The sequence below is a fragment of the uncultured Pseudomonas sp. genome (assembly GCF_943846705.1).
GTDB lineage: Bacteria > Pseudomonadota > Gammaproteobacteria > Pseudomonadales > Pseudomonadaceae > Aquipseudomonas.
Genome location: NZ_OX044366.1, coordinates 660,206 through 686,289, shown reverse-complemented (window position 1 = coordinate 686,289; position 26,084 = coordinate 660,206). Strand labels below are relative to the sequence as shown.

Sequence of the window (26,084 nt, the reverse complement as noted above, 5' to 3'; positions counted from 1 at the left end):
TATGTATCGCTTACTGCTGCTGATTGCGCTGTGTGGCGCGGGCACGCTACAGGCGGCCGGGCAGGTGGTAGACCCGGCGGTGTTTCGCGCCCTGAATACGGCGCAAAGCGCGCAGGAAAAAGGCGATTACGCCGCCGCGCGCCGCGCCCTGGATGCCGCCCAACCCCAGTCCGATAGCCTGGAGGAAACCCTGCTGTGGCGCAGTCGCGGCTACCTGGCCTGGGCCGAAGGGCAGAGTCCCCGGGCAATTGAGTGGTTGGAGAAGGCGTTTAACAGCGGCAAGTTGGATGCTGAGCTACAGGCTGCCGAGGCGCTTAATCTGGCGCGCCTGAACCTGGCTGAGCGGCGTTATGCACGGGTGGTGAGCCTGCTCGCGCCAGTGTCGGCGAATGCCGGTGAAGAGGTTCTGCAGATGCTGGTGCAGGCTTACCAGGGGCTCGCTCAGCCAGCCAAGGCGCTGCCGCTCGCCGAACGTTATGTGCAGGCCAATCCGCAGGCCGCTGATAGCTGGTTGCAGTTTCTGGTGGCGATGAATGCCGAGCTGAAAAAATATGCCGCCGCCGAGCGCTGGCAGCGCCAGTTGCTGGCGCGCCAGCCAGACAATGCCCAAGGCTGGCGGCAGTTGGCGGCGTTGCAACAGCTGAGCGGGCGTCATGACAAGTCACTGGCAACCCTGCGCACGGCGTATCACAAGGGCCTGCGCTTTAACGAAAGCGAGCTGGATAACCTGGTGCTGCTGGCTGGGGCTGCCGAGCAACCCTGGCAGGGCGCGACGTTGCTCGCCGGTATGCTCGATCAGCAGTTGCTGCCGCGCAGCAGTGCCCGCGAAGAGCGTCTGGCGCTGTTGTGGTGGCAAGCCCGCGAGCGCGCTAAGGCTGCGCTGATCTTTCGCGAGCTGGCTGCGCGTACGGGCAGCGCTAAGCATTGGCTGTACGTGGCGCAATTGGAACTGGAGCAAGCGCGCTGGCAGGCCGGCCTCAACGCCTTAAGCAAGGCCGAGCGAGCGGGTGCTCAGCGAAGCAAAGTGCGCGCCTGGCGTAACTGGGCGGAAAGCGAATTGAGTGTTGAGCGGGAAAAGCGCGTGGCCAGCGCCGGCTAGTGGCTGCGTCATAGCGCTTAGCTGTCTGGCAGTTCGTAGGCGTAAATTTTCTCGGCCTGCATCTGATAGCCCGCTTCGGCCAGCTCGCTGCTGGTCTGCTCGACCTTGAGCGGGCCTTCGATCCAGAACGGCTGATACAGCGCATCCATCAAAACGCCCAGCTCGGCCGTCACATGCACGATCTGGTTCGAAGGCGGTGGCGGTACATGGATGCACGCGCCGAAGTAAGGCACCAAGAGAAACTCGATCACCCGGCCTTCCTCGGTGACATCCAGCGGCACGATATAGCCTGGCAGCTTCACCGCTTGGCCATCCAGCGTCTTTACCACCGGCGCTGCCGGGGATTGCTGCATGGCTGCCGGGCCGGACTCGGCCAGGGCATCGGCCAGCTGCGACAGGTCGTGCATGGGCCTCGCTTCTATGATCTGCGGCGGCGCATCAGGCGGAATCATTTCCGACCAGGTCAGCTCGCGCACCTCGGCAGCTGCCAGCGGCAGGGCCAAAGTGAACAGCAGGGTGGCGAGCAGAGAGCGGTGCATGGTCAGCCTCATAAACGAATCGATAAACCATCGGCCAGGGATTGCCGGTACGCGCGCCAGGCCGGTATACAGCCCATCAACAGGGCGGCGCTGAGGATAGCGCCGAGCAGCGTCCACTCATAGCGGCTCGGCAGATTCAGTGGCAGATACAGGCCGTAACCTGCCTGGATATAGCCCTGGGCGCCGGCGATGCCGAGATACAGCAGCAGTAGGCCGAGTAGCACCCCGGCCAAGGCCAGGGCAAAAGCCTCGACAATCAACAGGCTGGCGATATGCCAAGGCCGCGCACCGACCGAGCGCAGAATGGCCATTTCCCGGCGGCGCTCATTGAGGCTGGTGAGAATGGCGGTGAGCATGCCGATCAGCCCAGTCAGCACGACGAACAGCGACACCACAAACAGGGCTTTTTCGGCGGTGCCCATCAGGCTCCACAACTCCTGCAACGCCACGCCGGGCAGGATCGCCAGCAGCGGCTCGCCACGGAACTCGTTGATCTCCCGTTGCAGGCTGAAGGTGGCGATCTTGCTATTTAGGCCAAGCAACACGGCGGTGATCTGCTTGGGCTGCAGGTCCATGGCGCGCGCCTGTTCAGCGCTGACCTTGGCTGCGCCGCGCGCCGGCATGCCGTTTTGCCAGTCGATATGCAGCGCCTCCATGCCCGCCAGGGAGACATGCAGGGTGCGGTCAACCGGGGTGCCGGTGCGCGCTAGGATGCCGACCACCTTGAACGGTTTGTCGTCATGGTTGACCAGGCTGATGCTGGCCACGCCATGGGCCAATACCAGCTCGCTGCCGAGGGTGTAATCCAGCGCTTCGGCCACTTCCGCGCCGAGCACCACTTCGAACGGGTCATCGTTAAAGGCGCGGCCGCTGCTCAGTTGCAATGCCTGCTTGCGCGCATAGCGGTAGTGTTCGAAATACGCCGGGCTGGTGCCCATCACCCGGTAGCCACGGTGTGAGTCGCCCAAGGAAATCGGGATGGCCCATTTCACCTGGCGGTGCTCGGCGAGGTGCTCGAAGCTGTCCCAGCGGATGTTGTTGGTGGCATTGCCAATGCGGAATACCGAGTACAGCAGCAGGTTAACGCTGCCCGAGCGCGCGCCAACGATCAGGTCGGTGCCGCTGATGGTGTTGGCAAAGCTGGCGCGCGCTTCGGTGCGCACCCGCTCGACTGCGAGCAACAAACACACCGATAACGCGATGGCGAAGACGGTGAGCAGGGCGGTAAAGCGGCGGTTGTTCAGGCTGGCCAGGGCGAGGCGCAGAAGGTACATGGTTAAATCTCCGCCAGTTGTGTGGCACGGTTGAGTTCGGCCAGCGACAGGCTACGGTCGAACAGGCGCGCCAGGCTCTGGTCGTGGCTGACGAACAGCAAGCTGGAACCGGCTTCGCGGCATTCGGCGAACAGCAGTTCGAGAAAGGCTTCGCGGGCGTCGGCATCCAGTGCCGAGGTGGGTTCGTCGGCGATCACCAGTTCCGGTTGGCCAATCAGTGCGCGCGCGGCGGCGACGCGCTGCTGCTGGCCGATCGACAAGTCACCGGCGCGGCGCTGCAATAGCTCTGGTTGCAGGCCCAGGTGGGCGAGCAGGGTGCTGGTGGCTTTGGCCACACTGCCATGCCGTTGCACCGCACGACGGGTGCGCAGCGTGGAGAAGTGGCAGGGCAACTCGACGTTCTCGCGTACCGAGAGAAACGGCAGCAGGTTGAACTGCTGGAAGATATAGCCGGTGTGATCGACGCGAAAACGATCGCGCGCGCCGGCAGAGAGTTTGCTTAGTTCTTGGTCGAGTAGCTGAATGCTGCCGCGATTGGGCAGCTGCACGCCGCCAAGCAGGCCCAGCAAGGTGGTCTTGCCGCTGCCGCTGGGGCCTTTGAGGAACAAGCTTTCGCCGCGTTGCAGGCTGAACGCGGCGATGTCCAATAACTCGGGCTGGCCGGGCCAGGCAAAACCAAGATTGGACAGGTGGATCAGGGCTGTACTCATAAAGTAAGCGGCCGGGTTGCCCCGGCCGATCTGCTGCAAAGGAGTGATTAGAAGCTCAGGGTCGGCTGTGCGGGCGTTAGTTCAAGGCCCTGCTGGCCATTCGGGCCGATCAGTTGTACCTGAATTTTATCGGTGGCGGGGAAGCGCTTGAACAGCTCGCGTAGGTCAAGTTGTTGCAAATCGTCAGGCTGATCACAGGTGAATGTGTAGTGCGCCTGGATATCACTGTGCTCGCTGGCATGCTCATGCTCATGCTCATTCGAGTCGACATGCGCGGCGAACATCGGGCTTTCCAGCTCTTGCTTGGCGACGGTGCAGTCACCAGCGCTCAGCCCGAACAAAGCTTGGGGTTGTTCCAGCTGGCTGCGTACAGCCGCGATCTTGGCTTTATCTGCCGTGCTCTTGGGCGCATGTTCGAAGCCCACTAGGTTCATGGCCGGGCTTTGCAGCTGCAACTCCAGCGCCTGGCCGTCGAGCACGATGTTGAGTTGCGCGGCGCCGTGCTGGTGGGCGGCCAGGCTGCCGTGTTCTCCGTGCTCATCGTGCGCGTGGTTATGTTCGGCGGCGCTCACGGCAGGTGGCAGTAAGGCAAAAGGCAGGGCGAGTAACAGGTGGCGCATGGCTGTCTCCGGTCAGGCAGGTAATTGTTGTTACGTTATAACAACTTTTCGCGGGTCATGACCAGTCCTGCTTGGCGCTGCTGGGCGGACGTGGGAGCATCGCTGCTGATTAAGTGAGGGCAGAGTGATGGTGCGAATTCGTGGGCAGATCGGGGCCTGGCCGGTGGACCTGACGGTTGAGCTGGATGCACAGGATTGGGCACAGTTGGCGCAGCACATCAGCCTTGATACGCCGCCTGTTGAGGTCGTGCCTGAGCGTGCAGCGGCAGCCACACCGGCAGCAGGTGATGCCTTGTGGCAGACCACGCTGGAGTTGTTGCGTAAGGCTGGGCAGGTCGAGGGGCCGCACTTGCTCGCGCAGCTGACGGCTTTGGCGGGCGGGGAGGCGGCGGGTAAGCGCCTGCTGGTGCGCTTACGCCACTGTACGCAGGTGCGCATGGAGGCCGGCGTGGATGCGCCAATCTATCACTGGATTGGCTGACGATAACCGGCTTACCTGTCGCGGCTAACGCCCCTGCCACAGTTGCAACCAACTTCGTGGGCAGGGCGTTAGCCGCAAGATCCGCTGCAAGCGCCAGGTAGGCGCTTAGTAAATCGCCTGGTACAGCTTGCGGCGGTAGGCCGTGACCAGCGGGTGGTCATTGCCCAGTAGCTCGAAGACCTGCAGCAGAGTTTTGTGCGGCAGGCCGTCGGCGTAGTTGCGGTTGTGGATAAACAGCTTGAGCAGCGCCTCTAGCGCCGGCTCGTAGTGTTGGCGCGCCAGTTGTTGAATGGCCAATTGGTAGCTGGCTTCCTCGTCCTCTGGGTTTTGCGCCAGGCGGCTTTTCAGGCTGGCTGCGTCGGGTAGTTCGGCTGCCTGGCGCAGAAAGGTCAACTGTGCGCGGGCACCGGCTAAGGCTGGTTTGTGCTCGTCGCCTTTGACCGCGCCGAGTACGCTCTCGGCTTCGTCCAGTTCGCCACGTTCGGCCAGGCAGCGGGCGTAAAGAATCAACGCCGCGGCGTGTTCATTGTTTTCCGTCAGCAGCGCCTTGAGCACGGCTTCGGCGTCAGCAAAGCGACCCTCGCTGAACAGCGCTTGCGCCGCTTCCATCGGGTCGGCAGCCGCCGGCGCAGGCTCGGCGACATGCGGTTTGAGCAGCTCGCGGATCGCCGACTCAGGCTGCGCCCCGGCGAAGCCATCGACCGGCTGACCGTCCTTGAACAGCACCACGGTGGGCAGGCTGCGGATGCCGAAGCGGGCGACGATATCCTGCTCGAGGTCGCAGTTGACCTTGGCCAGCAGCAGCTCGCCCTGATACTCCTCGGTGATCTTCGCCAGCAGCGGCATGAGTGCCTTGCAGGGCGCGCACCATTCGGCCCAGAAATCCACCAGCACGGGTTTTCTAAAGGAGTTCTCGATGACCAGCTGCTCGAAGCTGGCACTGCCTGCGATATCAAAAATGTAAGGGGAGTCGCTCATGGTCGGTCTCGGCTGGGCGCAAGTGGGGATGGGCGGGAATGCGATGGACTATAAATGCGGGCGCGGTGCGCCGGATACAAGGGGGCGTCAAACGCGCGTTGCGTGATACAGGCTGACGTGGCGAAATTCGGCAGGTTCGGCCAAGTCCGGCCAGGTGCAGGCCTCCAGAATGCCGAGGCGTTGATACAGCGGGTGCTGGAAGTCGCGTACCCGTGAGTCGGCCACCAGTGCCTGGCGGCCACGGCTGAGAAACTGGTCGAGCAGCGGCAGGTTGGCGCGGTCGTAAAGCACGTCGGCGACGATGATCAGGTCGAAGCGGTCGGCCTCCTGAAAGAAGTCCGCTGAGTAACTGAGCGCCACGTCATTCAACGTGGCGTTGGCCCGGCAGGCCTCGATAGCCAGCGGGTCGAGATCGCAGGCCACCACTTCCAGCGCGCCGGCTTTCGCTGCCGCGATCGCCGCTACGCCAGAACCGGCACCGAAATCCAGCACGCGTTTGCCGCGCACCCACTCCGGGTGTTCGGCCAGCCAGCGTGCCAGTACCAGGCCGCTGGCCCAGCAGAAACTCCAGTAGGGCGGCTCCTCGAGGATACGTCGGGTTTCTTCCGGGCTGAAAGCGCGGTCCATGTTGTTGGCATCGATCAACCAGAGTTTGAGGTCAGTGCCGGGCAGGGTTTCCGCGCTGAGCTGGGCGTCGCCGAGCAGCTCGCTAAGCGCCGCTTGCAAGGCGGCGGGGGGCGTCATGGTGCCGGTACCAGGCTCAGTTCGCCGAGTGCCTGGGTTTCGCTGCGGGCAATCGGTTGTGGCGGCAAACGCAGAATCAGCCGGCCGGCCTGATTGGCGCGGCCATGCAGCTCGACGCGCGAGTGTTTGTTGAAGGTCTGCGGATTAAACGGCAGGCGAAACTGCAGCGGCTTGCCGGTACCACGCAGCTGGATATTGCCCAGTAGCGCCTGAGGCTTGCCGCGCGGGTCGACCGCTAACAGGGCCAGCTCGACCTCCGCCTCATTGGGCACATTGAGCAGGCTGCCGCTCAGCTCGCGTTGGTGGGCCGGCAGTGGCGCTGCGGTTGCCGGGGCCTGAGGTGTTGTGGCTGTTTGCGCCGGCGCCGTGGAGGGCTGGCCATCGCTGGCGCAAGCTGTCAGCAGGGCGATCAGGCTGAGTAAAAGCAGTGGGCGCAACGGCGTATGGGCGTTCATCGAGGTCATTCACTCCGTTGGTTTGGATGGGCGCCTGTATACCGCAAAGCCCTCGGTTTGTCTTGCCAGAGGGATGCGCTAACATGGCCGCTTTCGTCCGAGGCTGCTTCTATATGCACTGCCCTTTTTGCGCTGCCAATGACACCAAGGTGATCGACTCACGGCTGGTTGCCGAGGGAGGCCAGGTGCGTCGTCGGCGCGAATGCCTGGCCTGTGAAGAGCGTTTTACCACCTTCGAGACCGCCGAGCTGGTGATGCCCCGGCTGATCAAGCAGGACGGCAGCCGTCAGCCGTTTGATGAGGACAAGCTGCGTGCCGGCATGCAGCGCGCGCTGGAAAAACGCCCGGTGAGTATCGAGCGCCTGGAAGCCGCCATTGCCCACATCAAGCACAATCTGCGCGCCACCGGTGAGCGAGAGATCAAATCGCTGGTGCTCGGTGAGCTGGTTATGGGCGAACTGCAGAAGCTTGATGAAGTGGCGTATATCCGTTTCGCCTCGGTGTACAAACGCTTTCAGGATCTCAACGAGTTCCGCGAGGAAATCGACCGGCTGTCCCGTGAACCTGCCAAAGGCTGATGATGAATTCCGATCACGCCTTTATGGCCCGCGCGCTGGAACTGGCCCGTAAAGGCCTGTACTCCACCCACCCCAATCCCCGTGTCGGCTGTGTGATCGTCCGTGATGGCAAAGTTGTCGGCGAAGGCTGGCATGCCCGCGCGGGCGAGCCCCACGCGGAAGTGCATGCGCTGCGTCAGGCTGGGGACAAGGCCCGTGGTGCAACGGCTTATGTGACTCTGGAGCCCTGCAGCCATCACGGCCGCACGCCGCCTTGCGCCGATGCGTTGGTCAATGCCGGTGTCGTGCGCGTGGTGGCCGCCATGCAGGACCCTAACCCGCAGGTCGGCGGTAATGGCCTGCTGCGGTTGATGCAGGCTGGTATCGCGGTGCAGAGCGGCGTGCTGGAAGCTGAAGCGCGGGCGCTGAATGCCGGCTTTATCAAGCGCATGGTGCAGGGCCTGCCGTTTGTGCGGGTCAAGCTGGCGATGAGCCTGGATGGACGTACCGCCATGGCCAGTGGTGAAAGCCAGTGGATTACCGGCCCGGCGGCGCGCGCGGCGGTGCAACGCCTGCGTGCGCGCTCAAGCGTGGTGCTAACCGGTGCCGATACGGTGCTGGCCGATGCTGCGCGCTTGACCGTACGCCCCGATGAATTGGGCCTGGGCGCCGAGTTGACCGCCCTGGCGCAGGCGCGTCCGCCATTACGCGTGCTGGTCGATGGGCGCTTGCGCGTCCCGCTGAGCGTACCGTTTTTTCAGGCGGGTGCGGCCATGGTGGCGACCTGTGCAGCGGCCTCAGCACGTGATCGCTATCTCGACGATGGGCACGAACTATTGGCGGTGCCAGGCAGCAACGGGCATGTTGACCTGCGCAAGCTGCTGGTCGAGCTGGCCGGCCGGGGCGCCAACGAGGTGTTGGTGGAAGCGGGGCCGCGACTGGCAGGGGCGTTTGCTCGCTTGGGCCTGGTGGATGAATATCAGTTATTCGTTGCGCCTAAGCTGCTCGGCTCAAGTGCCAGGCCGTTGCTTGACCTGCCGTTGGCGCGCATGGCCGATGCGCCGGCGCTGAAAATTGTCGAGATGCGCGCAGTCGGTGACGACTGGCGAATCATCGCGGTGCCGCAACCGGCTGGCTGATTGCGAGCCATTCAGGCGGTCGCTTGGCCATGCAGGGTGGTGGCAAATGTGGTAAAACGCGTCTCGGCTACGCAGGTGGCCGTAACGTTCTCAGGGCGGGGTGTAATTCCCCACCGGCGGTAATGGTGCGCAAAGTGTCTAGCCCGCGAGCGCTTGTCCGAGGTGTGTAAGCCCCAGGGCAAGGTCAGCAGACCCGGTTTGATTCCGGGGCCGACGGTTAAAGTCCGGATAAAGAGAGAGCGGGATTGCCTCAATTAGGCGCATTTTATAACTGCGTCTTGAAATCCCTATCGATCAAACACGCCCTGTTTTTTTATAAAACAGGAGTTGGTCTAAATGTCTGATTTATTTTCCGTGCCGCGCACACTAGGCCCTATTCGCCAGTGCTTTGCCGTGGGCGCGACGCAGGGGGTGGCATGTTTACCGGCATAATCGAAGCCATTGGCAGCATCCGCGCACTGACGCCCAAGGGCGGGGATGTGCGGGTGTATGTGGAAACCGGCAAGCTCGACCTCGGTGACGTCAAACTCGGCGACAGCATTGCGGTGAATGGCGTGTGCCTGACTGCCGTGGAGCTGCCGGGTGATGGGTTCTGGGCGGACGTTAGCCGCGAAACCCTGGCACGCACCGCGTTTATCGACTTCAAGGCCGGTAGCAAGGTCAATCTGGAGAAAGCGCTGACCCCGACCAGTCGCCTGGGTGGTCATCTGGTCAGTGGGCATATCGACGGCGTCGGTGAAATCATCGCCCGTGCCGATAATGCCCGCGCCGTGCAATTCACCATTCGTGCGCCGCGCGAGCTGGCCAAGTACATCGCCCACAAAGGCTCGATCACCGTCGATGGCACCAGCCTGACCGTCAATGCGGTGAACGGTGCCGAGTTTGAGCTGACCATCGTGCCGCACACCCTGGCCGAGACCATCATGGTCGACTATCGCGCCGGTCGCTCGGTCAACCTTGAAGTAGACCTGCTCGCCCGTTACCTAGAGCGCCTGCTGCTCGGTGACAAGGCTGCCGAGCCTGCGGCCTCGAGCATGACCGCCAGTTTTCTCGCCGAACACGGCTACCTGAACAAATAAGGAATCGACAGCATGGCTCTTAACAGTATTGAAGAACTGGTCGAAGACATCCGCGCCGGCAAGATGGTCATCCTTATGGATGACGAAGACCGCGAGAACGAAGGCGATCTGATCGTCGCATCTGAGTGCGTCACCGCCGAGCACATCAATTTCATGGCGCGCTTTGCCCGCGGCCTGATCTGCATGCCGATGACCCGCGAGCGCTGCGAAACCCTCAAGCTGCCGCTGATGGCGCCACGCAACGGTTCCGGTTTTGGCACCAAATTCACCGTCTCCATCGAAGCCGCTGTTGGCGTCACCACCGGTATTTCTGCCGCTGATCGCGCCTGCACCGTGCAAGCCGCTGCAGCGAAGAATGCTCAGGCCGACGATATTGTCAGCCCCGGCCACATCTTCCCGCTGATGGCTCAGCCTGGCGGCGTGCTGGCCCGTGCCGGCCACACCGAAGCCGCCTGCGACTTGGCGCGCATGGGTGGTTTTGAACCGAGCGGGGTGATCTGCGAGATCATGAACGACGACGGCACCATGGCGCGTCGCCCTGAGCTGGAAGTCTTTGCCGCCGAACACGGCATCAAGATTGGCACCATCGCCGACCTGATTCACTACCGTTTGATTAACGAGCGCACGGTTGAGCGTGCCAGCGAGCAGGTGCTCGACACCGAGCTGGGCCAGTTCAACTTGGTGACCTATCGCGATGGCGTGGAGAACACCGCGCACATGGCTCTGACCCTGGGCACTGTTTCAGCCGAAGTGCCGACCTTGGTGCGGGTGCACAACATGGACCCGCTGCGCGACCTGTTTCTGGTCAATCAGCCGGGGCGTTGGAGCATGCGCGCGGCCATGGCCGAGGTGGCCAAGGCCGGTAGCGGCGTGGTGCTGCTGTTGGGCAACCCGCTGACCGGGCCGGAACTGATGGCCCTGCTGGATCGCCAGCAACCGGCCAGCCCGGCTATTTACAGCACGGTCGGTGCCGGTTCGCAGATTCTGCGTGACCTCGGTGTGCGCAAAATGCGCCTGATGAGTTCGCCAATGAAGTTCAATGCGATATCCGGCTTTGACCTGGAAGTTGTAGAATACCTGCCCGCTGAATAACGACTGCCGCGCTGTGCGCTGTTTCGTTGGGCTATACATTTTTTGCCCCCTGGCTCTTTAACGCTATATGAGAATTGTTCCATGACCCTGAAGACCATCGAAGGTACTTTCATCGCCCCACAAGGCAAATTCGCCCTGGTCGTCGGCCGCTTTAACAGCTTCGTTGTCGAAAGCCTGGTAAGCGGCGCCGTTGACGCCCTGGTCCGCCACGGCGTGAAGGAAGACGACATCACCATCATCCGTGCACCGGGTGCCTTCGAAATTCCACTGGTGGCACAGAAAGTCGCCCAGCGTGGTGACTTTGACGCGATCATCGCCCTCGGCGCAGTGATTCGTGGCGGCACTCCGCACTTCGAATACGTGGCGGGTGAATGCACCAAGGGCCTGGCCCAGGTGTCCATGGAGTTCGGCGTACCGGTTGCTTTCGGCGTGCTGACCGTCGACTCCATTGAGCAAGCCATCGAGCGCTCCGGCACCAAGGCCGGCAACAAGGGTGCAGAAGCTGCATTGTCTGCCCTGGAAATGGTCAGCCTGCTGGCGCAGTTGGAGGCCAAGTGAGCCAGACCGACGGTAACGGGCAGCCGCCACAAGCGCCGAAGAAAGGCCCCAGTACTAAAACCCTCGCGCGTCGTCAGGCGCGCACCTTGGCCATGCAGGCGCTGTATTCCTGGCACATGGCGGGCCAGTCGCTGAACGAGATCGAAGCGCAGTTCCGCGTCGATAACGACTTTACGGCCGTGGATGGTGCTTACTTCCACGAGATTCTGCACGGCGTACCGCGGCAGAAAACCGAGATCGATGGTGCGTTCGCGTCGTTGCTGGACCGCCCGCTGGATGAAATCGATCCGGTTGAGCTGTCAATCCTGCGTCTGTCGACCTTCGAACTGAAAAACCGCATTGATATTCCTTATCGCGTGGTGATCAACGAAGGTATTGAGCTGGCCAAGGTGTTTGGCGCAACCGACGGGCATAAGTTCGTCAACGGCGTGCTGGACAAGTTGGCTCCGCGCCTGCGTGCGGATGAAGTTCGCGCGCACAAGCGCTGATCGGGCTTGCCTGTTTTGGGTGAGTTCGAGCTGATCCGCCATTACTTCGCCGCTGCGTCCTGTGCGCAGGCCGGCGAAGGCGTGGCACTGGGCATTGGCGACGACTGTGCCCTGCTGGAATTGCCGGCTGGCGAGCAGCTGGCAATCTCCACCGACACCCTGGTTAGCGGGGTGCATTTTCCCGAATCAGCTGACCCTTTTCTGCTCGGCCAACGCGCGCTGGGTGTCTCGGTCAGTGATTTAGCCGCGATGGGCGCGACGCCTATCGGCTTTACCCTTGCCTTAACTCTGCCTAGCGCCGACCCAGACTGGCTGCAAGCCTTTGCCTGTGGCTTAGACCGGATGGCGCAGCGCTGTGCTATTCGGCTGATTGGCGGCGATACCACTCGCGGTCCTTTGAGTCTTACCCTGACGGTTTTCGGTCGTGTGCCGACGGGCATGGCGCTGACCCGCAAGGGCGCGCAGGTGGGTGATCTCCTGTGCGTCGGCGGTGAGCTGGGTGATGCCGCCGGTGCTTTGCCGCTGGTGCTCGGCCAGCAACAGGCCACGCCTGCTGTGAGTGAGGCGCTACTGGCGCGTTACTGGTCGCCCATGCCGCAGCTTGAGTTGGGCCAGGCCCTGCGTGGCAAGGCCACGGCGGCACTGGATATCTCCGATGGTCTGCTCGCCGATTGCGGGCATATTGCGGCGGCATCTGGCGTGGGGTTAGTTATCGAACTGGCGCAGGTGCCACTTTCCGCTGCCTTGCGGGCGTTCGCCGGGGAGTCGGCGGCGCGTCAATGTGGGTTAAGCGGTGGCGATGATTACCGACTGGCCTTTACCTTGCCGGCGCACTATTTGCCTGGGCTACAGCAGGCCGGTTTGCCAGTATGGGTGATTGGCCGGGTTGCGCCCGGTCAAGGCGTTACCCTGCTGGACCCGCAAGGTCAGCCCGTTCAGCCGTGCCAAAGCGGCTATCAACATTTTGGAAGTGCCCGTGACTGATCATCCCAACCAAGTACCCGCCGAGTTCGTGCCGCCTTCGGTATGGCGCAATCCCTGGCATTTCCTGGCCTTCGGCTTTGGCTCCGGCACCTTGCCGAAAGCCCCGGGTACCTGGGGCTCGCTGGTGGCGTTGCCGTTTATCCCGCTGTTTCAGCTGCTGCCGGACTGGGGCTACTGGCTGATGCTCGGCGTCACCATGCTGTTTGGCTTCTGGCTGTGCGGCAAGGTGGCCGATGACCTGCGTGTGCATGATCACGAAGGCATCGTCTGGGACGAAATGGTCGGCATGTGGATCACCTTGTGGCTGGTGCCGGAAGGTTGGGGCTGGCTGCTGCTAGGCTTTCTGATGTTCCGCCTGTTCGACATCCTCAAGCCGTGGCCGATTCGCTGGATTGATCGGCACGTGCATGGTGGTGTCGGCATCATGCTCGATGATGTGCTCGCGGGTGTGTTCGCCTGGATGGCGCTACAGCTAGTCGTTTGGGGTTGGGCTAACGGATTGTCCGCTGCGCTGGGTTGGTAATCAGGAAGGAATCTCTAATGAACCGCTGCTCTCGGTGGTTACTGTGTGTGCTAATGAGCGTTACCAGTGCGCTGGTTTGTGCTGCACCGCCCAGCCAGATCCGTATTGCCAGTGAGGCCTGGGCAGGGCGTACCAACGGCGATGGCAGTGGTTTGGCCTGGGATATATTGCGCGCCATCTATGAGCCGGCAGGCGTACAGCTGAGTATTCAGAGCGTGCCCTACACGCGCTCGATTGGCCTCGTGCAGCGCGGTGCTGCTGATGCTTGGGCTGGTTCCTACCTCAATGAAGTTGAGCATGGCGTGTTTTATCCGCGCTTGAGTTACGACGCTGACCAGATTGTCGCGCTCAGCTTGTTGGATCAGCCGATTCCCACTCTGGGCTCGCTTGGCGGGTTCCGCCTGGCGTGGATGCGCGGCTATGAATTCCAGCGTTATCTGCCAAATTTGCAGCAGTATCGCGAAGTGCTGCGGCGTGACGGTGTCCTCAGTATGCTGGACGCGGGGCGTGCAGACTTCTATCTGGACGCCCTGACCGAGGTCGATGATGTATTGAGCAAGGCGCGCCAGCCTGCTCGCTACCGCACTACCCTGTTGACCAAGCTGCCGATATATCTGGGCTTTGCCGAAACCCCGCGTGGCCACATCCTGGCCGAGCTGTTCGACAAACGTATGGAAACGCTGATCGCGGATGGCAGTTTGCGGCCAATTTTCCAGCGTTGGCAGCAACCCTATCCATTTGATTAATCTGTGCGAGACAGCCCATGTACGCCCTAAAACTAATCCTGTTGAGCGTGTCGCTGTTAGTGAGCAGCTGGACTATGGCGGCCACCCAGGTTCGCGTCGTCGGTCTGTTTCCGGGCGCGGCGGTGTTGAATGTCGAGGGGCAGCGCAAGCTGGTCAAAGTTGGTCAGGTTGGCCCGCGCGGTGTACAGGTGATCAGTGCCGACAGCCGTGGTGCGGTGTTGCGTGTCGACGGCGTGCAGCGCAGTTACAGCCTTAGCCGCGAATACAGCGACGGCTTTGCCGAGGCGCAGAAAAAGCAGCTCAGCGTGGCCAAGGGTATTGGTGGGCATTACTGGGTGGCCGGCTCGGTCAATAGTCAGTCCATCCAGTTTCTAGTCGATACCGGCGCCACCTCGGTGGCGTTGAATGATGAGCATGCGCGCCGCCTTGGTATCGATTATCGGGTTGTCGGCGTGCCCCTGCAGGTCAGTACTGCCAGCGGCACCGCGCGCGGTTGGCGGGTGACGCTGGATCGGGTCAAGATCGGTGAGTTGGAAGTCTTGGGCGTCGATGCCGTGGTGCTGGAAGGCGGCTCGCCAACCGAGGCGTTGCTGGGAATGAGCTTTCTTAGCCGAGTGGGCTGGAAGGTTGAACAAGATGTGCTGGTGCTGGAGTCCAAGTACTAACGCTTTAGCAGTCTTGCGTTGGCTCGATGTTTATCATCAGTAATTCAGGCTAAGCGGCTGTTAGGGCCTGCTGTTACAATGCCGGGCTTATTATCCCTGCCCATTTTCTTTAGGAGCATCCGGTGTCCGTCGTGTTTGTCGCCGCCTCCCAGTTGCCTACGCCTTTTGGCATATTCACCATGCACGGCTTCCTCGAAGAGGCCACAGGCAAGGAGCACGTTGCTCTGACCTTTGGTGATGTGGCCGATGGCGCCCCCGTATTGGGCCGTTTGCACTCCGAATGCCTGACCGGCGATGCCTTGTTCAGCTTGCGTTGCGATTGCGGTTTCCAGCTCGAAGCGGCGCTGCGCGCGATTGCCGATGAAGGCCGTGGCGTGCTGCTTTATTTGCGTCAGGAAGGTCGCGGTATTGGCCTGCTGAACAAAATCCGTGCTTATGAATTGCAGGATGGCGGTGCCGATACGGTCGAGGCCAATGAGCGCCTGGGCTTCGGCGCTGATCAGCGTGACTACGCGATTTGTCTGCCGATGCTCGATCACTTGGGCATTACTCAGCTCAAGCTGATGACCAACAACCCGCGCAAGGTCAAGGCGCTGGGCGATATGGGCATCAATGTGGCGACCCGTGTGCCACTGCAGATCGGCCACAACCCGCACAACAAAAAGTACCTGGCGACCAAGGCCGGCAAGCTTGGGCATATGCTCGGCAGCCTGCACCAGGGTGAGGTTGAGGAAAGCCTGTGACCCGCAGCGAAGTACGTCGGCGACTGGCGCTGGAGTGGTGGCGGCAGCTGGCCGTGACCTTGCTGCCGCTGTTTGTACTCAATTGGCTGTTTGCTGCCGAGCAGCAGACTGGCCTGCTGACCATGCCGCTGTTTATCGCCGGGCTGGCTTCAATGTTTGTCAGCCTGCCATTGTTCAGTGCTTACAAGCGCGCACTGATAGCGACTGAAAAAGCTCTCGATAGCGCGGCTGAACAGGATGCCTGGCTTGAGCTGGCGCGCGTGCGGCGCTTGGGGTTGCTCGGTGCCGCCCTGCCAGCCTGGATCGCTGCTGCTGCGCTGTTCGCCGGCCTGGAAGCGATCCCGCTGATCCTCCTGGCGATTTCCAGCGTCGTGATGTTGTACCTCTACCGCATCCCTCGCCAACTCGGCTAATGCGCGCGCTCGTGCTCGGCCTGTTGGCGCTGCTGGTTTGGCCGGCAGTGGCTGTCGAACGCGTGGTGACTCTGGCGCCATCCCTTACCGAAATCATGCTGGAGCTGGAAGCGGGCGATCTGCTGGTCGGTCTGCTGGATGGTGGGGACAGGCCTGTGGCGGTGCAGCATCTGCCGTCGGTCGGTAATTTTGGCCAGTTGGAGTTGGAGAGCCTGCTCAACCTGCAGCCCGACCTTGTGTTGCTCTGGCCGGATAGCATCAGCAACGCACAACGCGAGCAATTGCAGCGCCTGGGTATTCCGACAATGCTCGTCGAGCCCCGAAAATTGGCTGATCTGGCGGCGCAGTTTGCCGAGATCGGTGCGCGTATCGGGCGTGCCGAGCAAGGCCAGCGTCTGGCGCAGCAATTCAATCAGGGCCTGCAGCGCCTGAGCCAGCGTTACCAGCGCGAGCAGCCGTTGCGTCTGTTCTACCAGGTTTGGGATGTACCGCTGTACACCCTCGGTGGCCAGCAGATCATCAGCGATGCCCTACGTGTTTGCGGCGCCGAGAATATCTTTGCCGACCTAACCTTGCCGGCCCCGCAAGTCAGCGTGGAGGCCGTGTTGCAGCGCAATCCCGAGATTATTTTGGCCGGTGATCAGGCGCAGCTGGATGCCTGGCGGAACTGGCCAGTCGTGCGCGCCGTCGAATTGGACCAGCTCTGGCTGGTGCCCGACGATGGCCTGGAGCGGCCAAGCTTCCAGATGCTCGGGGCGATGGAGAAACTCTGTGAGCAGTTGGCCAAGGCGGAGTGAGCTGTTAAGAAAATTTAAATAAGAGGGCCGCCCAATAGGCGGCCCTCTTGTAGATGCGGCGTGGTTAGAAACGATAACCGACGCTTAGCTGTACCTGCTCTTCGGGGGCCGGGTAGCGGCTGCTGACAGAGGCAAAAGCATCGTATTGCTTGCCGGTGAGGTTATTAACCCGCAGCTTGCTGTTGAATTGCTTGTAGTCATAGCTGAGCGCGGCGTTGAGCAGGGTGTAGCTACCGGCTTTTTGTTGGTTGTTGGCATCATCGCCTGAGTAGTAGCGATTCCCGGTATATACCGCTTCCAAGTAACTTTTAAGACCTGGCAGGATTTCATAGCTCAGGTGAGCACTGGCGCTGTGTGGCGCAACCCAGGGCACGTCATTACCTTTGAAGCTTCCGGCGCGATACTTGGCATCGGTAAAGCTGTATTGGCCGCCGGCGCTCAAGCGCTCGCTTAGTTGACGCTCAGCTTCTAATAGCAGTCCATCGCGGCGGGTTTTGTCCAGGTTAATGTTTGCCCCGCGACCACCAAAAAAGCTATTGGGGTTTGTAATTATTGAGTCGTACATCAGCTCATCTTGTAGATCCATTCGATACAGCGTCGCTTGGTAGCGCTGTAGGCCGTCTTGCCACTCGATACCGCTTTCCCACGAGACGCCGGTTTGTGGTTTAAGAAACACGACGTCAGGCAAGGTAGCGGCATTGTCGTTAACGTTGGCCCAGCGCAGCACATCCTCACGCTTGATAAATACGCGGGTTTGCTGGTCAGCCTGCCAGCTAAAGCCGATGCTGGTGCTGTCTTCGCTATTGCGATGCTTGAGTTGTTTGGATTTGTTGTTGTCGTCAGCTTCGCTGTTGCGATAACCCAGGGTCAACGTCAGATCATTCCCGAGCTTCTGGCTGAGCTGGGTGTACCAGTCGCGCTGTGTCTGCTGCGCGACGGTACTGCTCCAGTCATCCTTATATTCGTAGTCACTGCTGATGTGGTCATGTCCAAGCAGCCACTCGGCATAACCCAGAGGTGAGTCAAAGCGTGCCGTGAGGCGTGGGCTGAAGGTCTCGATGCGAGTGCCTTGAGTAAAGGGCGAGATAGCTATGTTACCGGCCCAAGAATCGAAGTAACGGAACGCACCGACACCATCTTGGTCGCTCTGGCTGTAATCGAAATTGGTGGTCCAAACATCGTCTAGCTGTTGTTCAAGAGCGAAACGGTGAACTTGGGTTTTGCTGTTGTTGTAGCCATTGCTGTTTGCGTCATAGCTGGCTTTCCGGTCAGCCCTTCGCTCAGCAAGACTCAAGCTTCCTGGGTAAAGCAGTTCATCATCCACTGTCTGGTATTCGTACAGGGCCTGGCCGCTGTCATGGTCATGGCGCAGGCGAGCGAAGGCATTACTGTAGTTGGCGTTGTTATGGTCGCGGTAGTTGTCGGTGTTGCGGGTTTCGCCGCTGGCATACAGTGAGAAACCGGCGCCCAGCTGTTGGCTGATATGGCCGCGGTAGGCTTCGAGGTCGTGACTGCCGATGCTGCTCTCGATATAGGCTTCATTGCTAGAGGGCGTGCGGGTAATGATGTTGATCACCCCGCCTACGGCTTGGTCGCCATAAAGCACAGTGCCCGCGCCGCGAATGATCTCGATGCGCTCAATGTTGGCCAATGGCACGCTGTTAAAGTCTGGCCCGGCCTGTGACGGTTGGTTGAGGCGACGCCCATCAACCAGCACTAATGTGTTGTTCGCCGCGTTCTCGCCAAAACCGCGCAAACTTAGGGCCGCTCGGTTTCCGTCACCCATCGTGTCGCGTATCTGCAAGCCAGCCTGACTGCGCAGGACATCAATTAGCGAGCTGGCTGCGCTGGCCTCGATTTTTTCACGATCAATCACTCGGACGCTGGCGGGGGCAGCGGTTTGCAATGGAGTGGCGCGGGTGATCACCAGCGGCGGCAATTCATAACTGCCTGTATCGGTAGCAGCAACAGTGAGGCTCGGCGCCAGCGCCACAGCCAGGGCAAGACGGGATAATTTCATCTAAGAATCCTCAAAAGGTCGGAAGACTTTTGAGGAGGGCAGGTGCAAGAACGGGCGCGCAAAAGCCGCCTGAGCTTGACGGTGATGCCCTCCGCAACACCTGTCACATCCAGCAAGGCCGGTCTCCGGGCTCTCGACGTACGCCGCCTCGCCTTCCCGGAACACTCCAGTGGCTTATGAGTTGGCGTGCAGCATCATTCTGCAGTCGATTACCGTTGCGGGGGCAGCGCCGGGATGGCTCGTGATGAGCGCACCGGCTTCCCGTTTAACACCACTTCGTCGAAGAAGGGCGCACCTTGGCGGAAGTAAAACGCCGCGCACCTTAATGCGCGGGTGAGTGAATTACAAGCAAGCGAAGTTCAGCTTTGGATGAGCGGTGCTCATGCAGAAAGGCTGGCGAGTCGTGCGCGTACTGCCGTATCGATACCGGCGGCGTCTAGCCCGCATTCGGCGAGCATCTGCGTTGGTTTGGCGTGCTCGACATAGTAGTCAGGCAGGCCCAGGTGCAGCACCGACTTAAGCATGCCACTGGCGGCCAGGTATTCGCTGACTGCGCTGCCAGCGCCGCCCATCACGCTGTTCTCTTCGATGGTCACCAGCAGCTCATGGCTGGCGGCCAGCTCGCGAACTAGGGCTTCATCCAGCGGTTTGACGAAGCGCATGTCGACCACAGTGGCGTTCAGGGTTTCGCCAACCTTGAGCGCTTCACTCAGTTGCACGCCAAACACCAGTAGGGCCACTTGAGTGCCCTGGCGGCGGATGATGCCTTTGCCGATTTCCAGCGGTGCGAGGCCTGGCTCGATGGCGGCATTCGGGCCGCTGCCGCGCGGGTAGCGGACTGCCGCCGGCCCGTTGAACAGATGGCCGGTGCTGAGCATGCGGCGCAGTTCGTTTTCATCGCTCGGCGTCATCACCAGCATGCCGGGGATGCAGCGCAGGTAGGCAATATCGAAGCTGCCGGCGTGGGTCGGACCGTCTTCGCCGACCAGGCCGGCGCGGTCAATGGCGAACAGTACGTCGAGGTTTTGCACAGCGACGTCATGGATCAACTGGTCATAAGCGCGCTGCAGAAAGGTCGAGTAAATCGCCACCACCGGCTTAACCCCGTCGCAGGCCATGCCGGCCGCCAGGGTTACCGCATGCTGTTCGGCGATGGCTACGTCGAAATAGCGCTCGGGGTAGCGCTCGCTAAAGGCCACCAGATCTGAGCCTTCCTTCATCGCCGGGGTGATGCCGACCAGGCGTGGGTCTTCGGCGGCCATGTCGCACAGCCACTGGCCGAATACCCCGGAGTACTTGGGGCCGCTGGGCTTTTTCGGTTCGGCGCTGACGGCGGGGTTGATCGGTTCCAGCTTGGTGATCGCGTGATAACCAATCGGGTCGGCCTCGGCCGGGGCGAAGCCCTTACCCTTTTTGGTCACCACATGCAGGAATTGCGGGCCGTCGAGCTCACGCATATTGCGCAGCGTGGCCAGTAGGGTCGGCAGGTCGTGGCCGTCGATGGGGCCGATGTAGTTCCAACCGAGCTCTTCGAACAGGGTGCCGGAAACCAGCATGCCTTTGGCGTGCTCTTCGGTTTTACGGGCGATCTCCCAGGCGCCGGGCAGCTTCGACAGCACTTTCTTGCTGCCTTCGCGCATGTTGGCGTAGGTGCGGCTGGAGAGAATCTTGGCCAGATAAGTGGACAGGCCGCCGACATTTTTCGAGATCGACATGTCGTTGTCGTTCAGCACCACCAGCATATTGGCTTTGACATCAGAGGCGTGATTGAGCGCCTCGAAGGCCATGCCAGCGGTCAGTGCGCCGTCACCGATCACCGCGACTGACTTGCGCTTGCTGCCTTGCATGCGCGCGGCAATCGCCATGCCCAGCGCGGCGCTGATGCTGGTGCTGGAGTGGCCGACGCCAAAGGTGTCGTATTCACTCTCGCTGCGTCGTGGGAAGGCGGCAATGCCGTCCTTCTGCCGTAGGCTGCCCATTTGTTCGCGGCGCCCGGTGAGGATCTTATGCGGATAGGCTTGGTGGCCAACGTCCCACACCAGGCGGTCGTCCGGGGTGTCGAAGACGTAGTGCAGGGCTACGGTCAGCTCGATCACGCCGAGGCCCGCGCCGAAATGCCCGCCGGTCTGCCCGACTGTGTACAGCAGGTACTGGCGCAGCTCGTCGGCCAGGGTTTCCAGCTCGGCTTCGCCCAGGCGACGCAGCTGGTCCGGCGTGTTGGCACGGTCTAGAAGGGGCGTCAGCGGGCGCTCACGGGGAATCTCGTGGAAGGTCGTCGGCATCAGGCAGATCGTTATAGGCGTAAAAGATGCGGCAGTTTACCCGAAGCGCTGGAAACTGCCCAAACATGCTTCGGCTCAGCGCACCCCGTAGCCCGGATTGCATCCGGGCTACGTCGAGTCTGTTACCAGGTGTCGATCGAGCGCTTCTTGCCCTCGCGCTGCGCAGGCTTGGGCGCGGTATTCAGCCCGCGCAGCAGCCAGGCGCGGGTTTCCACCGGATCGATCACTGCATCGATCTCGAGGAAGCTGGCCATGTTGATGCCCTTGCCGCTCTGGTAGGCCTTAGCCACGAGCTTGTCGAACAGTTGCTGGCGCTCGGCGAGGTCGTCGAGGGCTGCCAGCTCCTTGGCAAAGCCCAGTCGCACCGCACCTTCCAGGCCCATTGCGCCAAACTCGGCGCTGGGCCAGGCAATGGTGAACAGCGGCGAATGGAAGCTGCCGGCTGCCATGGCCTGGGCACCGAGGCCGTAGCCCTTGCGCAGCACCACGGTGAAGAACGGCACCGTGAGGCTGGCGGCGGCGACAAACAAGCGCGACACATGGCGCACCGTGGCCTGTTTCTCCGCCTCCGGGCCGACCATAAAACCGGGGGTGTCGCACAGCGACAGCAACGGTATATCGAAGGCATCGCACAGCTGCATAAAGCGCGCCGCCTTGTCGCCGGCTACCGCGTCGATGGCGCCGCCGAGATGCGCCGGATTATTCGCCAGCAGACCAAAGGGCTTGCCCTCGATGCGAATAAACGCGGTGATCAGCCCAGGGGCGAATTGGCGGCGCAGCTCCAACACCGAGTCCTGATCCGCCAGGGTGGCGATGACCTGGCGAATGTCATACACGCGCAGGCGGTTCTCGGGGATTAGCTGGCGCAGCTGGCGTTGGTCCGCGCACTGCCAGTCACTCAGGCTGCCCTGGAAGTAGCTTAGGTACTGCTTGGCCATCCGCACCGCTTCGGCTTCGTCAGCCACCAGTACGTCGATCACGCCGTTGGGCCCTTGCACGCTGACCGGGCCGACTTGCTCCGGCTTGAAGCTGCCGAGGCCGCCGCCTTCGATCATGGCCGGGCCCGCCATGCCGATGCTGGCGTTCTCGGTGGCAATAATCACATCACAGCAGCCGAGCAAGGCGGCGTTGCCGGCAAAGCAACGGCCAGACACCACGCCCACCAACGGCACCAAACCGGAGAGCTTGGCCATGCCGACAAAGGTGTGGCAGTCCAGCCCTGCCACGCCGACGAAATCGGTGTCGCCAGGGCGGCCACCACCACCTTCGGCGAACAACACCAGCGGCAAGCGCCACTGCGCCGCGAGGCCGAGCATGCGGTCGGTTTTCTTGTGGTTCATCACGCCTTGGGTGCCGGCGAATACGGTGTAGTCGTAGGCGATGGTCATGCAGCGCGCGGCGTGATCACCGAAGAGTTCGGCATTCACCGTGCCGGTGCCGGCGACCAGGCCATCGGCCGGGCTTTGTTCAATCAGCTCATCCAGAGAGCGGCGTCGGCGTTGCGCAGCCAGGGCGAGCGCGCCGTATTCATTGAAGCTGCCATCATCGAGTAAGTCGGCAAGGTTCTCGCGCACCGTACGCTGGCCAGTCTTGCGGCGTTTCGCCACGGCCTGGGGGCGGCGCTCGTCGCGGGTGATGGCGTGGCGTTCGAGCACTTCGGCGAGATCCGCGCGAATGTGTGCCAGGTCCAGGCTCTGTTCGCTCTCGCTGTGCGCCGCCGCAACCTCGGCAGGCTCGATAAACAGCAGCGCCTGGCCTTCATTCAGCGCACTGCCGACCTCTACCGCCAGTTGGCGAACAATGCCGCTGTGGCTGGCTTTGAGGACAAACTCCATCTTCATCGCTTCCAGTACGGCGATGCTCTGACCGACGGCGATGGCGTCGCCTTCGGCCACGTCCAGGCTGACCACCACGCCAGTGCTGTGGGTCAGGAGCGGTAGGCAACCGGCGGGGGCGTCCTGTGCCTGTGCGCTGGTTTGGCTTGTCGCCTGCGCAGCGGCAAAGAAATGGTGCGGATGGGCCTGCGGTTGCGCCGCCAGGAGTTCGCTCAATTGGCTTTCGACAAAGCGCGTGGTCAAGTCATAGCTCACCACTTGCGGCAGGCGCAGCAGGTTTTGCAGCAGGTGCAGGTTGCTGGCTACGCCTTCCAGGCGGAACTCACAAAGGGCGCGGTAGGCGCGGCGCAAGGCGCTTGGGTAATCCGGCGCATGGGCAATCAACTTGGCCAGCAACGAGTCGTAGCTGGGGCTGACCGGGTAGCCGGCGTAGCCATAGCCATCCACGCGCAAACCTGGGCCGCTGGGCGGTTGGTAGGCGCTGAGTGTACCGGCAGCCGGGCGGGTGCTGCCGTCGGCGTTCATGCTTTCCAGGTTGATGCGCAGTTGTACGGCGCAGCCATTCAGCGCGGGCGGTTGCAGCAGGCCGAGATCGGCCAGGGTCTGCCCGGCGGCGAGCTTGAGTTGGGTGTGCAGCAGGTCAACGCCGGTGACCTGCTCGGTGACGGTGTGTTCAACCTGGATGCGCGGGTTGGCCTCCATAAAATAGAAGCGCTCGGGGTGTTCGGCATCCAGCAGAAACTCGAAGGTGCCCAGGCCCTGGTAGCGGGCGGCGCTGGCCAGTTGCAGCGCTGCGTCGATCATGCTTGCGCGGGTTTCAGCGGGCAGGTCCGGGCTGGGCGCGATTTCCACCAGCTTCTGCTGACGGCGCTGCAGGCTGCAGTCGCGCTCCCACAGGTGGCTGACCGCGCCCGTGGCATCGCCCAGTACCTGGATTTCGATATGCCGGGCGCGGCTGACCAGTTGCTCGATATACAGCGCATCGTTGCCGAAGGCGGCACGGGCTTCCGACTGACAGCGAGCAAAGGCTTCATCCAGCTCGGCAGGCGTGAGCACAGGGCGCATGCCACGGCCACCGCCGCCGGCCAGGGCCTTGAGCATTACTGCGCCATGCTCGGTGAGAAAGGCATGGGCCTGTTCCAGGCTGATCGCCTGATTGATCCCCGCGACCAGCGGCACGTTGCAGCGTTCGGCCAGTTCGCGCGCAGCGGCCTTGTCGCCAAACAGCTGCAGCACCTCGGCGCTCGGGCCGACAAAGCACAGGCCGACGGCCTGGCAGCGGCGGGCGAACTCGGCGTTCTCGGCGAGAAAGCCGTAACCCGGATGCACGGCATCGCAGCCTTCGGCCAGAGCGATGGCGATCAGCTGATCCATATCCAGATAGGCCGCGACGCCACGGCCCCTCAGCGCCACGGCGCTATCGGCCTGGCGCAGGTGCAGGGAGGCGGCGTCATCCTCGGCATACACGGCCACCGAGCGAATACCCAGCTCGCTGGCGGCGCGCGCGATGCGAATGGCGATTTCGCCACGGTTGGCGATCAGCAGGGCGGTAAAAGGCGCGCTCACAATTGGCTCTCCAGTTCGTTCTTCTTCACCTTGCCGGTGGCCGTCATGGGCAGTGCCTCGACCACGCGAATCTCCGGGACCTTGTAGCTGGCCATGACCTCTTTGCACCAGGAGTGCAGGCTGGCGGCGTTCTCGTGGCTACCTGCTTTGAGAACCACAAAAGCCACCGGGCGTTGGCCGCTGCTGGCATCTGCGCGGCCGATCACTGCGCTGGCAAGCAAGGAAGGGTGCTGGCCGAGCATGGCTTCCAGCTCACTGGGGAATACGCTCATGCCATTGACCTTGAGCATCTCCTTGCGCCGTCCCAGGTAGCGGATAAAGCCCTGTTCGGTGATCTGGCCGAGGTCGCCAGTGTGCAGCCAGCCGTCCTTGAGCACTGCAGCGGACTCTTCCGGGCGTTGCCAGTAACCGTGCAGCAGCGACGGGCTGCGCACGCACAACTCGCCTTCGCTGCCCAGCGGCAGCAATGCGCCGCTGTTGAAATCGCAGACTTTGAACGTGGTGCCGGGGACTGGTAGGCCGACGAAGGTCGGCGCGCTGGTCAGGTCAAAGTCGTCATCTTGCAGGCCGTAGGTGAAGGTGTCGCAGGTGTGGGTTTCGGTCATGCCAAAGCTGAACTCAAACAGCTTGCAGCCGGTCAGCGCGTGCCAGCGTGCACGGTAGTCGCGGGTGAGTTTTTTGATGAAGGAAATACTGCCGGTGCGCTGCAGGGAGTCGAAACGAAACGCGCCCACGTCGGGGTGCTCGAGCACCTCGGCGGCGCTGTCGACCAGCAAGCCGCAATGGCTGACCCGGTAATGCTCGATGGCCGCCATAAACGCCACGGCATCCCAGCGCGCCAGGAGTACCAGGCGACAACCGCTGAATACCGGGAACAACAGCCCTGCGTTTTCCCCGGCAATCCAGAACTCGGGCAGGAAGTTGAGCATCACGCTGTCAGTTTGTAGCCCCAGCGCGACGGGGACGAAGCTGGCGCAGGTGTAGAGCATGTCGCCGTGGGTGTGCACGCAGCCTTTCGGCAGGCCGGTGGTGCCGCCGGTGTAGTTGAGCGCGGCGATGTCATCCAGCTGTGGACGGTGGCTGGGCGTGGCGCGCTGGCAGTGTTCCAGCGCCGGGAGAAAGTCGATGGCGTCATCGGCCTGAACCTTGGGCGCGAGCAGCAGGTCGGCCACCGGGATGCTCGGCACGCTGGGGTGCAGTTCCGACAGGCTGGTGCTCAGTACCTGGCTGAGCGCGCAGTCCTCGCGCACCGCCCGGACTACGGGCAGCAATTGGTCAAAGCAGAGGATGACCTGCGCGCCGCTGTCCTTGAGTTGGTAAGCCAGCTCCAGCGGTTTGCTCAGCGGGCTGACCGGTGCATACACGGCGCCACACTTGAGGATGCCGTAGAAGGCGATGTGCAGTTGCGGGCAGTTGGGCATAAACACCGCGACCCGGTCCCCGGCTTTAACCCCCAGTTCGTCGAGCAGGGCGGCGCAGCGGTCGGACAAGCGGTCCAACTCGGCCCAAGTGATGCTGTGGCCGTAAAAGTCCAATGCCGGCTGGTCGGGCTGCTGTTTCGCCCAGGCGCGCAGGTACTCGCTGAGCGGTTGCTGGCCGTGTGGGTAGTGCGCTTCACGTGGGGTGTTGGCGGGCCATGCGGCGGCTTGCAGGCTGGCCAGGTGGTCGAGGTAAGCGTTTTCAAGCATGACGGGAGA

Annotated in this window: 26 protein-coding genes and 2 riboswitches; of the genes, 15 read left to right on the top strand and 11 right to left on the bottom strand. The window is 62.1% G+C overall.

Annotated elements, in window-relative coordinates; translation table 11 throughout:
* Window position 1: 1 nt before the first annotated feature.
* A complete protein-coding gene (locus tag Q0V31_RS03305) occupies window positions 2-1,099 on the top strand; it encodes a hypothetical protein (RefSeq protein ID WP_298184482.1) in 1,098 nt (365 codons plus the stop codon).
* A gap of 17 nt (window positions 1,100-1,116) precedes the next feature.
* On the opposite strand, the gene Q0V31_RS03300 is transcribed toward Q0V31_RS03305, so the two are convergent.
* The 4 genes from Q0V31_RS03300 to Q0V31_RS03285 are packed head-to-tail and all read right to left on the bottom strand — an operon-like array spanning window position 1,117 to window position 4,242.
* Window positions 1,117-1,638, bottom strand: coding sequence for a DUF3299 domain-containing protein (locus tag Q0V31_RS03300; protein WP_298184480.1), 522 nt, complete (start codon window positions 1,636-1,638; stop codon window positions 1,117-1,119).
* A gap of 8 nt (window positions 1,639-1,646) precedes the next feature.
* Window positions 1,647-2,912: an ABC transporter permease gene (locus Q0V31_RS03295; protein ID WP_298184478.1), complete on the bottom strand. Its 1,266-nt coding sequence runs from the start codon at window positions 2,910-2,912 to the stop codon at window positions 1,647-1,649.
* Window positions 2,913-2,914: 2 nt separating this feature from the next.
* Window positions 2,915-3,622, bottom strand: coding sequence for an ATP-binding cassette domain-containing protein (locus tag Q0V31_RS03290; protein ID WP_298184476.1), 708 nt, complete (start codon window positions 3,620-3,622; stop codon window positions 2,915-2,917).
* 47 nt (window positions 3,623-3,669) lie between these two features.
* Window positions 3,670-4,242, bottom strand: a complete 573-nt coding sequence (locus tag Q0V31_RS03285; protein ID WP_298184474.1) for a DUF2796 domain-containing protein — start codon at window positions 4,240-4,242, stop codon at window positions 3,670-3,672.
* A gap of 127 nt (window positions 4,243-4,369) precedes the next feature.
* Here Q0V31_RS03285 and Q0V31_RS03280 point away from each other — a divergent pair, with 127 nt between their 5' ends.
* On the top strand, window positions 4,370-4,723 hold the full coding sequence (locus Q0V31_RS03280) for a hypothetical protein (RefSeq protein ID WP_298184472.1): 354 nt from the start codon (window positions 4,370-4,372) through the stop codon (window positions 4,721-4,723).
* A gap of 105 nt (window positions 4,724-4,828) precedes the next feature.
* Here the strand turns inward: Q0V31_RS03280 and trxA are convergent, their stop codons facing one another.
* From trxA to Q0V31_RS03265, 3 genes are all read right to left on the bottom strand, one after another.
* Complete coding sequence (trxA, locus tag Q0V31_RS03275) at window positions 4,829-5,701, bottom strand: thioredoxin (protein ID WP_298184470.1); 873 nt, start codon at window positions 5,699-5,701, stop codon at window positions 4,829-4,831.
* An 87-nt stretch (window positions 5,702-5,788) separates the two neighbouring features.
* Entirely contained in the window at window positions 5,789-6,445 is a 657-nt protein-coding gene (locus tag Q0V31_RS03270) for a 50S ribosomal protein L11 methyltransferase (protein ID WP_298184468.1), read from the bottom strand.
* Window positions 6,442-6,900, bottom strand: coding sequence for a YbaY family lipoprotein (locus Q0V31_RS03265; protein WP_298184466.1), 459 nt, complete (start codon window positions 6,898-6,900; stop codon window positions 6,442-6,444). Before Q0V31_RS03265 ends, Q0V31_RS03270 begins: the two co-directional genes overlap by 4 nt.
* Window positions 6,901-7,013: 113 nt before the next feature.
* Here Q0V31_RS03265 and nrdR point away from each other — a divergent pair, with 113 nt between their 5' ends.
* From nrdR to Q0V31_RS03200, 13 genes are all read left to right on the top strand, one after another.
* Entirely contained in the window at window positions 7,014-7,478 is a 465-nt protein-coding gene (nrdR, locus tag Q0V31_RS03260; protein ID WP_298190900.1) for a transcriptional regulator NrdR, read from the top strand.
* Window positions 7,478-8,596: a bifunctional diaminohydroxyphosphoribosylaminopyrimidine deaminase/5-amino-6-(5-phosphoribosylamino)uracil reductase RibD gene (gene ribD / locus Q0V31_RS03255; protein WP_298184464.1), complete on the top strand. Its 1,119-nt coding sequence runs from the start codon at window positions 7,478-7,480 to the stop codon at window positions 8,594-8,596. Before nrdR ends, ribD begins: the two co-directional genes overlap by 1 nt.
* Before the next feature lie 82 nt (window positions 8,597-8,678).
* A riboswitch (FMN riboswitch) is annotated at window positions 8,679-8,841 on the top strand.
* A 171-nt stretch (window positions 8,842-9,012) separates the two neighbouring features.
* Window positions 9,013-9,675 carry a riboflavin synthase gene (locus tag Q0V31_RS03250; RefSeq protein ID WP_298184458.1) on the top strand — a complete coding sequence of 221 codons (663 nt, stop codon included), beginning with the start codon at window positions 9,013-9,015 and terminating at the stop codon, window positions 9,673-9,675.
* Window positions 9,676-9,687: 12 nt separating this feature from the next.
* Window positions 9,688-10,767 (top strand): bifunctional 3,4-dihydroxy-2-butanone-4-phosphate synthase/GTP cyclohydrolase II, encoded by a 1,080-nt coding sequence (ribBA, locus tag Q0V31_RS03245; RefSeq protein ID WP_298184456.1) that lies wholly within the window; start codon window positions 9,688-9,690, stop codon window positions 10,765-10,767.
* Window positions 10,768-10,848: 81 nt separating this feature from the next.
* A complete protein-coding gene (gene ribE, locus Q0V31_RS03240) occupies window positions 10,849-11,325 on the top strand; it encodes a 6,7-dimethyl-8-ribityllumazine synthase (protein WP_090243179.1) in 477 nt (158 codons plus the stop codon).
* Window positions 11,322-11,813: a transcription antitermination factor NusB gene (gene nusB / locus Q0V31_RS03235; RefSeq protein WP_298184442.1), complete on the top strand. Its 492-nt coding sequence runs from the start codon at window positions 11,322-11,324 to the stop codon at window positions 11,811-11,813. The genes ribE and nusB overlap by 4 nt, the downstream gene beginning before the upstream one ends.
* A gap of 15 nt (window positions 11,814-11,828) precedes the next feature.
* Window positions 11,829-12,797, top strand: coding sequence for a thiamine-phosphate kinase (thiL, locus tag Q0V31_RS03230; protein WP_298190898.1), 969 nt, complete (start codon window positions 11,829-11,831; stop codon window positions 12,795-12,797).
* Window positions 12,790-13,320, top strand: a complete 531-nt coding sequence (locus Q0V31_RS03225) for a phosphatidylglycerophosphatase A (protein WP_298184440.1) — start codon at window positions 12,790-12,792, stop codon at window positions 13,318-13,320. Before thiL ends, Q0V31_RS03225 begins: the two co-directional genes overlap by 8 nt.
* Window positions 13,321-13,373: 53 nt before the next feature.
* Window positions 13,374-14,066, top strand: coding sequence for a transporter substrate-binding domain-containing protein (locus Q0V31_RS03220; protein ID WP_298184438.1), 693 nt, complete (start codon window positions 13,374-13,376; stop codon window positions 14,064-14,066).
* Between the two features lie 17 nt (window positions 14,067-14,083).
* Window positions 14,084-14,731 carry a TIGR02281 family clan AA aspartic protease gene (locus tag Q0V31_RS03215; protein WP_298184435.1) on the top strand — a complete coding sequence of 216 codons (648 nt, stop codon included), beginning with the start codon at window positions 14,084-14,086 and terminating at the stop codon, window positions 14,729-14,731.
* 122 nt (window positions 14,732-14,853) lie between these two features.
* On the top strand, window positions 14,854-15,474 hold the full coding sequence (gene ribA, locus Q0V31_RS03210; protein ID WP_298184433.1) for a GTP cyclohydrolase II: 621 nt from the start codon (window positions 14,854-14,856) through the stop codon (window positions 15,472-15,474).
* On the top strand, window positions 15,471-15,887 hold the full coding sequence (locus tag Q0V31_RS03205; protein WP_298184431.1) for an MFS transporter: 417 nt from the start codon (window positions 15,471-15,473) through the stop codon (window positions 15,885-15,887). Before ribA ends, Q0V31_RS03205 begins: the two co-directional genes overlap by 4 nt.
* Window positions 15,887-16,684, top strand: a complete 798-nt coding sequence (locus Q0V31_RS03200) for a cobalamin-binding protein (protein ID WP_298184429.1) — start codon at window positions 15,887-15,889, stop codon at window positions 16,682-16,684. The genes Q0V31_RS03205 and Q0V31_RS03200 overlap by 1 nt, the downstream gene beginning before the upstream one ends.
* Window positions 16,685-16,748: 64 nt before the next feature.
* Here Q0V31_RS03200 and Q0V31_RS03195 read toward each other — a convergent pair whose 3' ends face one another.
* From Q0V31_RS03195 to Q0V31_RS03180, 4 genes are all read right to left on the bottom strand, one after another.
* On the bottom strand, window positions 16,749-18,704 hold the full coding sequence (locus Q0V31_RS03195; RefSeq protein ID WP_298184426.1) for a TonB-dependent receptor: 1,956 nt from the start codon (window positions 18,702-18,704) through the stop codon (window positions 16,749-16,751).
* A gap of 98 nt (window positions 18,705-18,802) precedes the next feature.
* A riboswitch (cobalamin riboswitch) is annotated at window positions 18,803-19,018 on the bottom strand.
* Between the two features lie 66 nt (window positions 19,019-19,084).
* Window positions 19,085-20,986, bottom strand: a complete 1,902-nt coding sequence (dxs, locus tag Q0V31_RS03190) for a 1-deoxy-D-xylulose-5-phosphate synthase (protein ID WP_298184425.1) — start codon at window positions 20,984-20,986, stop codon at window positions 19,085-19,087.
* 122 nt (window positions 20,987-21,108) lie between these two features.
* Window positions 21,109-24,387 (bottom strand): carboxyl transferase domain-containing protein, encoded by a 3,279-nt coding sequence (locus tag Q0V31_RS03185; RefSeq protein WP_298184423.1) that lies wholly within the window; start codon window positions 24,385-24,387, stop codon window positions 21,109-21,111.
* Window positions 24,384-26,075 (bottom strand): AMP-binding protein, encoded by a 1,692-nt coding sequence (locus Q0V31_RS03180; protein ID WP_298184421.1) that lies wholly within the window; start codon window positions 26,073-26,075, stop codon window positions 24,384-24,386. The genes Q0V31_RS03185 and Q0V31_RS03180 overlap by 4 nt, the downstream gene beginning before the upstream one ends.
* Between the last annotated feature and the right edge of the window lie 9 nt (window positions 26,076-26,084).